The organism is Corynebacterium efficiens YS-314, assembly GCF_000011305.1.
Lineage (GTDB): Bacteria > Actinomycetota > Actinomycetes > Mycobacteriales > Mycobacteriaceae > Corynebacterium > Corynebacterium efficiens.
In genome coordinates this window covers 3,139,927-3,147,090 of sequence record NC_004369.1, presented here as the reverse complement: position 1 = coordinate 3,147,090, position 7,164 = coordinate 3,139,927, and the positions used below count along the sequence as shown (strand labels likewise).

9 protein-coding genes are annotated in these 7,164 nt (G+C 61.7%); 8 read left to right on the top strand and 1 reads right to left on the bottom strand.

What is annotated here, in order from left to right:
* Positions 1-888: 888 nt before the first annotated feature.
* The 8 genes from rpmH (at position 889) to CE_RS14455 (ending at position 6,520) form a co-directional block, all read left to right on the top strand.
* Complete coding sequence (gene rpmH, locus CE_RS15085; protein ID WP_006768697.1) at positions 889-1,032, top strand: 50S ribosomal protein L34; 144 nt, start codon at positions 889-891, stop codon at positions 1,030-1,032.
* Positions 1,033-1,060: 28 nt separating this feature from the next.
* Positions 1,061-1,462 (top strand): ribonuclease P protein component, encoded by a 402-nt coding sequence (gene rnpA / locus CE_RS14480; protein WP_011076159.1) that lies wholly within the window; start codon positions 1,061-1,063, stop codon positions 1,460-1,462.
* The gene (gene yidD, locus CE_RS15080) at positions 1,443-1,742 is read left to right on the top strand and encodes a membrane protein insertion efficiency factor YidD (RefSeq protein WP_011076158.1); all 300 of its coding nucleotides are present in this window, start codon (positions 1,443-1,445) and stop codon (positions 1,740-1,742) included. Before rnpA ends, yidD begins: the two co-directional genes overlap by 20 nt.
* An 88-nt stretch (positions 1,743-1,830) precedes the next feature.
* Complete coding sequence (gene yidC / locus CE_RS14475) at positions 1,831-2,781, top strand: membrane protein insertase YidC (protein WP_006768700.1); 951 nt, start codon at positions 1,831-1,833, stop codon at positions 2,779-2,781.
* 131 nt (positions 2,782-2,912) lie between these two features.
* Complete coding sequence (rsmG, locus tag CE_RS14470; protein ID WP_006768701.1) at positions 2,913-3,542, top strand: 16S rRNA (guanine(527)-N(7))-methyltransferase RsmG; 630 nt, start codon at positions 2,913-2,915, stop codon at positions 3,540-3,542.
* A 116-nt stretch (positions 3,543-3,658) separates the two neighbouring features.
* Positions 3,659-4,591, top strand: coding sequence for a ParA family protein (locus CE_RS14465; protein ID WP_006768702.1), 933 nt, complete (start codon positions 3,659-3,661; stop codon positions 4,589-4,591).
* 54 nt (positions 4,592-4,645) lie between these two features.
* Positions 4,646-5,818: a ParB/RepB/Spo0J family partition protein gene (locus CE_RS14460; RefSeq protein WP_011076157.1), complete on the top strand. Its 1,173-nt coding sequence runs from the start codon at positions 4,646-4,648 to the stop codon at positions 5,816-5,818.
* 33 nt (positions 5,819-5,851) lie between these two features.
* Positions 5,852-6,520, top strand: a complete 669-nt coding sequence (locus tag CE_RS14455; protein ID WP_006768705.1) for a hypothetical protein — start codon at positions 5,852-5,854, stop codon at positions 6,518-6,520.
* Positions 6,521-6,544: 24 nt separating this feature from the next.
* Here CE_RS14455 and CE_RS14450 read toward each other — a convergent pair whose 3' ends face one another.
* A complete protein-coding gene (locus CE_RS14450; RefSeq protein WP_143758485.1) occupies positions 6,545-7,063 on the bottom strand; it encodes a hypothetical protein in 519 nt (172 codons plus the stop codon).
* Positions 7,064-7,164: the final 101 nt, after the last annotated feature.

Below are 7,164 nucleotides of genomic sequence, written 5' to 3'. Positions count from 1 at the left end.
TATTCTGGGTATCTCCTTTTGACGAAACGTTCAGTATTCACATCTTTCCGCCGGGTGCGGAGAGATTAATTTCAGGTGTTTGTGGGATGGCGGGTAAATGACAAAAGTTCAAACGTTGTCCACTGGGTGGGGTGGAGAGTTTCTACAGTCTCCTCCACACCCAGAAAACGGCCCTCACCATTGTTTCCACAATGTTGTCCACAGCTGTGGATAACTTTTCTGAAAATCACTTATCCACAGGATACTTGAGAACCTGTGGAAATAGTTCATCGCCCCGTAAACTGTTTCTACCTGCATTTTTGTTATTCCATTCCCCTGGTTACAACGGGGATTGAAAAGTTATCCACAGGTGGAGCATTTCACAAGGTGTTGATTCCAACCGGTTTCACTCTGCTGTTTTCATTGTTACCCGCAGGTCAATCGCTGTGTCCAACCCCTGTGGAAACTCCGGTCGGGCCCGCCCACCGCGATGGGTTGGCAGGGGTGCGTCGAAAAGCTCCCAGGCGGGCAATACACCCTCTCACCAGTGGTTAATGCCATGTTTGTAATTTCAGGGGCACCCGCGTTTTGTGGGCTAGGTCAATTTGTTTTTGCATGTCAAGTTGCCGTAAGCTGGCATAGTCTGTCGCATCGTATGGATGAGGTTATTAATCCCTAATGACCCCGCCATGACGCATGTGCTTTGAGAGCAGCACTTTCCATGAAGTGCAGCGGTGGCTCCCACCACGGGGACCACACCTCAATTCGAATCATCCAAACTCTGTTGGGTGATCGTTCCCCGGAATCGGGCTGTTGCGGAAGTCGTCACCACGGCTGTGTCCGCAAGGGAGGTCCGTCGTACCGGTGTGTCCGGTGACCTGACAAATAAAATTTTAGGAGTGTTTTAACGTGGCAAAGGGCAAGCGGACGTTCCAGCCGAACAACCGTCGTCGTGCACGTGTTCACGGCTTCCGTACTCGCATGCGCACCCGCGCCGGCCGTGCGATTGTTGCGGCTCGTCGTCGCAAGGGTCGCGAGAAGCTGACCGCGTAGTAGCGTCACCAATCCAGGTGTCATAACGTTGCTCCCCGCGCAGAATAAACTGACCTCATCCGTGCAATTCCGCACGACGATGAGGAAAGGCCGACGCGCGGGAAGCTCCACCGTTGTGGTGCACCTGTGGGATAGTGCCGAATCGCTGGACGGCACCGGGGAAAAAGGCGAAGTTGCCTCCTTCGGTGGTCCACGGTTCGGCCTCATCGTTTCCAAAGCCGTCGGGAATGCGGTGATCCGTCACCGCACCTCCCGACGGCTTCGCCATGTGTGCGCCCGCATCGCGGCGGATTCACCGGAGCTGCTAACCCCGACCCACCATGTGGTGATCCGGGCGTTGGCGGGTTCGGGGCAGGCATCATCGCAGGACCTGGAGCGCGATATCCGCCATGGTCTGAGGAAGGCCGGTCGTGTGCGAACCGATAAGTGATGACCCACAGGTCATTCCACAACCGAAAGGGCCCGCGGCGAAGGCGCTCGCGGGTGCGGTGCGCTTCTACCAAAAGTACCTGTCCGGCCTTAAGATGGGTTCGACCTGTCGCTTTGATCCTGTCTGCAGTACCTACGCGTTGAAGTCAGTGTCTGTGCACGGGGCCGTCAAGGGCACCGTGCTGGCTGCTGTCAGGTTGGCCAAGTGTGGGCCGTGGCATCCCGGGGGTTTCGACCCGGTGCCCAATCCCGGCTACTGGTCCACGGAAACGGTCAGGTAGACGCCCTGGCCCGCTTATCCCACCAGTGAGCGCATGGCGTCCTACAAGTACATACGTCTTATAAACAACCGAGGAGTTTCGACTCACAGTGCTCAACTTCATCTATTGGCCGATTTCGGCCATCCTGTGGTTCTGGCACCAGGTGTTCAGTCTCGTACTGAGCCCTGATGAGGGAATCACGTGGGCCCTGTCGATCATGTTCCTGACCTTCACCGTTCGTGTGGTCCTGGTCAAGCCCATGGTCAACACCATGCGTTCGCAGCGCAAGATGCAGGACATGGCTCCGCGCATGCAGGAGATCCGCGAAAAGTACAAGAACGACCAGCAGAAGATGATGGCGGAATCCCGCAAACTCCAGAAGGAGGTGGGGGTCAATCCCATCGCGGGCTGTCTGCCCATGCTGGTGCAGATCCCGGTGTTCCTGGGTCTGTTCCACGTGCTGCGGTCCTTCAACCGCACCGGTGAGGGCATCGGCCAGCTGGGGATGTCCATCGAGGAGAACCGCAACACCCCCAACTACATCTTCGATGTGGAACATGTGCAGTCTTTCCTGGCCGCGGATCTCTTCGGAGCCCCGCTGTCGGCCTACATCACCATGCCGGAGGAGGCCTTCGCGGCCTTCGACTTCGATGTCTCCCGCCTGAACATCGCGCTGGTTGCCGCACCGATGATCCTCATCATCGTGGTGGCCACCCACATGAACGCCCGTCTGTCGGTCAACCGCCAGGAGGAGCGTAAGCGCTCCGGTAAGCAGGTCGCACCGGCCAATGACCAGATGGCCATGCAGATGCAGATGATGAACAAGATGATGCTGTGGTTCATGCCGCTGACCATCCTGTTCACCGGTTTCATCTGGACCATCGGTCTGCTCATCTACATGATGTCCAACAACGTGTGGACCTTCTTCCAGCAGCGTTACATCTTCGCCAAGATGGACGCCGAGGAAGCCGCCGAGGACGAGCTGAAGAAGGCCGCCAAGCGTTCCACCGCCCCGAAGCCGGGTGCGAAGCCGGTCAACGCGAAGAAACGCAAGAAATAACACCTGTTCACCACCACAACAGCCACCAACCACTGGGTTGGTGGCTGTTGTCGTTATAGTTGATGGTTGATACAGCCCTGCACCCCATCCCAGGCAGGCGCACACCCCCGCACCCAAGGAGCACCCTTCCATTGACCACGCCACCAGCAGCCGCTGAACTGTTCGGGGACAACCTCGACAAAGCCATCGCCTACCACGAGTCCCTGGCCACCGACGGGTCCGTCCGGGGTTTCATCGGGCCCCGTGAGATCCCGCGCCTGTGGGATCGCCACATCCTCAACTGCGGGGTCATCGGTGAGGCCATGGAGGAGGGTATCTCCGTGGCGGATGTCGGATCAGGGGCGGGTCTGCCGGGTATCCCCCTGGCGATTGCCCGGCCGGATCTCAAGATCATCCTCATCGAGCCGCTGCTCAAGCGTTCGGTGTATCTGGGTGAGGTGATCGAGCAGCTCGGACTGGACAATGTCTCGGTCATCCGTGGCCGCGCGGAGGAGAAGGCGGTGCGCAAACAGGTCGGTCATGTCGATGTGGTCACCTCCCGTGCGGTCGCTCCCCTGGGCCGTCTGGCCAGCTGGTCACTGCCCCTGGCAAAGGTCGGGGGCAGGATGATCGCCATGAAGGGCGCCAGCGTCGCCGAGGAGATCGAACGCGACGCCAAGGCCATCCGCAACGCCGGCGGCGGCGAGGTCAAGGTGTTCACGGTCGGCGGGGAGCTTCTCGACGAACCGACCACCCTCATCTCCATCAGGCGCGAGAAATAGGGCACCACCTTCTTTGGTGTCATCCACAGCCGGACCAGCTGTGGTGGAATGGTAACGGTCCAACGCACTAATGTGGATGTGATGCCACGTAAATAGATAAGGGATGGTAGACGTCGATGGATGACAATACGTTTTGGGAAGACACACCTATTGCCCAGGCGGCACGCCGGGCTGCCCAGGTGATGACCCCCAACTCCCTTAACCTGCCGAAACCCCCGCAGCCGAGGCTCATCACCATCGCCAACCAGAAGGGTGGCGTGGGTAAGACCACCAGCACGGTCAACCTGGCGTCCTCCCTGGCCATCTACGGGCAGAAGGTGCTTGTGGTGGATCTGGATCCGCAGGGTAATGCCTCCACCGCGCTCGGTGTGGAGCACCGCTCCGGCACCCTGTCCTCCTATGAGCTGCTCATCGGTGAGTGCACCGCCGAGGAGGCCATGCAGCCCACCACCGCGCATGAGAACCTGTTCTGCATCCCGGCCACCCTGGACCTCGCCGGCGCGGAGATCGAGCTGGTCAGCCTGGTGCGCCGTGAGTACCGCCTGGCCGATGCGCTGGGCCTGGAGTTCATCACCGAGCACGGTTTCGACTATGTGCTCATCGACTGCCCGCCGTCCCTGGGCCTGCTCACCATCAACGCGATGACCGCGGTGACCGAGGTGCTCATCCCGATCCAGTGCGAGTACTACGCCCTGGAGGGCGTGGGCCAGCTGCTCAACAACATCACCATGCTGCGCCAGCACCTCAACCGTGAGCTGCACATCTCCGCGATCCTGCTGACCATGCACGATGCCCGCACCAACCTGGCGGAGCAGGTGGCCACCGAGGTCAATGAGCACTTCGGTGCGGTGGTGCTGCAGACCAAGATCCCCCGGTCGGTGAAGGTGTCCGAGGCGCCGGGTTATGGCCAGACGGTGATCAACTACGATCCGGGTTCCCGCGGTGCCATGGCCTACCTGGATGCGGCGAAGGAGCTGGCCACCCGTGGTGATTTCCTCCCGTCGGAGGAATCCGGTCCGATAGGCGTAAAACCTGCTGGTTCGCAGTAAACTTCTATGAATACCTACTTTGTGTTGTGCTGTATGAAAGGTGCGTCGTAAACGATGGCCCAGAACAAGGGTTCCGACAAGTCCCCGGCGGAGAAGCGTAAGGGCGGTCTGGGCCGCGGTCTGGCCGCACTGATCCCATCCGGTCCAACCGATTCACCGGGTCTCGGTGGTGGCGCCGCCGACATCATCCTCGGTGGTGCCGTCGGTGAACGCGCACGTCGTCGCCCCGATGCCGCGCCACGCCCGGGGCTGCCACCGATCCCCAAGCCCGACACCCCCGCCCGGCCTGAGGGCGGTGCGCCCAAGCCCGGTCCGGTGCGCACCCCGGAGCAGCAGGGCCACACCCCGTCGCCCACCCCGGCCCCGCAGCCCACCGCACCGGTGGCGGCAGAGGGTGCGGAGGATGCGTCGATAAGCGAGTTCGGCGCCTCCTACCAGGAGATCCCGATCGATTCGATCGTGCCCAACCCGCACCAGCCCAGGAGTGTCTTCGACACCGAGGCGCTGGATGAACTGGTGCACTCCATCCGCGAATTCGGGCTCATGCAGCCGATCGTGGTGCGCCCGTCTGGTGACGGTTTTGAACTCATCATGGGTGAGCGTCGTCTGCGTGCCTCGAGGCGCGCCGGCCTGGAGTTCATTCCCGCGATTGTCCGTGAAACCGACGATTCCGCGATGCTGCGCGACGCCCTGCTGGAGAACATCCACAGGGTGCAGCTCAACCCGCTGGAGGAGGCGGCCGCGTACCAGCAGCTGCTGGAGGAGTTCGGGGTCACCCAGGCGGAACTGGCTGACAAGCTGGGCCGGTCCCGCCCGGTGATCACCAACATGATCCGCCTGCTCAACCTGCCCGTCAATGTGCAGACCAAGGTCGCCGCCGGTGTGCTGTCCGCAGGTCACGCCCGCGCGATCCTCGGCCTCAAGGGCGGCGAGGAGGCCCAGGACGCCCTGGCCAGCCGCATCATCGCCGAGGGGCTGTCGGTGCGTGCCACCGAGGAACTCGTGCTGCTGTCTAACCGCGGTGAGGACGAGGAGAAGAAACCCCCACGCGAGAAGGCCCCGACACCGGAGGTGTTCACCCGGGCGGCGGAATACCTCGCCGACAACCTCGACACCAAGGTGTCGGTGACCATGGGCAAACGCAAGGGCCGACTCGTGGTGGAGTTCGGCGACCAGGATGACTTCGAGCGCATCATGGGCCTGATCCAGGGGCAGAAGGACTCCTAAGGGACAGGCCACGAGTAGAGAGGAAATACTGGCATGCAGGCGTCATTGTTTCCCATCACCCCGGACCAGCTGTCCCTGCTGCATCCGCAGGCCCGCCGGTCGGTGTTCTGGGAGCTGGAACCCGAGACGGCACAGCAGGTGCAGGACTCCGGCTACCCCGAGTTCGAGAAGGAGGCGTGGCTGACCACCACCCTCTATGAGCAGGAAACCTGCGGGTATTCCATCGGGTACCTCAACCCGGACCCCACCCCCTCCGCCCCGGCGATCGCCACGGTGATCTACTGCCGGCGCGAATTCGCCCCCGGGGCCACCGTCCTGCCCACCGCCCCGGTGTCCCACGACGCCGCCCTGATCACCAGCCTGTTCATCGAGGAGGTGTTCCGCGGGGTGGGCATGGAGGCGGTGCTTCTCGACGCAGCCCTCGTCGACCTCATCAAGATGGAGGTGCCGGCCGTCGAGGCGTTCGGCATCCGGGACATGAAGATCAACGGCTCGGTGGGCCTGGACCCCGTGGTCCGGGAGGTCGCCGCCAAACGCACCGACATCGGCCTGATCGAGGTGTCCGTCCTGGAATCCGCCGGCTTCGAGGTCGTGGAGGACCACCCCGTGCTGCCCCGCCTACGCCTGGAGATGCCACCCCAGGACCCGCTCATGACCGCCATGGAGGCCCAGCTGCTGCTGGCCGACGTGGAGGCACAGTAGGTAGATCCGGCCCGTCTGCGGGCCCTATGTGTCCCCGGCTGGGGATCTGGTGGGCGGGGCCACCGAGGTATCAAAACGGGTGCTCGCCAGGCGTCGCTCCGCAATCGTGATCACATCAAAGACATCGTGGGCCAGATAACCGGTTACTCCCCTGTCGATCGATTTCCTGGTGAGAACCCCGGCTGCCGTGAGGTTGTCCAGTGCCTGGGCTGCCGATGTCGTAGTTCCACCGAAGATCTCAGTGGCTGTCTTGACGGTGAGCAGGGGGTGATCGGGAAGCTGCCTGAGGATGCGGTATTCGATGGAATCCGCCCGCAGGGCTCTTCTCTTCCCGGACACCTGCCTGTAGTGGCTGACCCGGTTCTGCCATTCCTGTTGCAATCCACGGAGTTCTTCTGCCAACCGTGTGGCCTGCAGGGTGGCCTCACCAGTGGCTTCGAAGAAGATCTCCAACCAGTCGAGGACCCCTGTCGAGTCGGGTTGATCATCCCGGAACCTGGTGAGGCCGTGCACGTATCTGTCCGACCATGTTCCCAGAACCATACTGACGGGCAGGATCGGTGACCGTACCAGGTCGTGTCCATTAGCGTGGTGTATCTGTAACTGCCGGTGAGGGACCCCATGAACACATGAGGCGACCACCG

Coding starts and splice junctions, on each gene's coding strand:
- CE_RS14465 (WP_006768702.1), top strand. CDS start 3,659: ATGGATGACAATACGTTTTGGGAAGACACACCTATTGCCCAGGCGGCA.
- CE_RS14455 (WP_006768705.1), top strand. CDS start 5,852: ATGCAGGCGTCATTGTTTCCCATCACCCCGGACCAGCTGTCCCTGCTG.
- CE_RS14460 (WP_011076157.1), top strand. CDS start 4,646: ATGGCCCAGAACAAGGGTTCCGACAAGTCCCCGGCGGAGAAGCGTAAG.
- CE_RS14450 (WP_143758485.1), bottom strand. CDS start 7,063: ATGGTTCTGGGAACATGGTCGGACAGATACGTGCACGGCCTCACCAGG.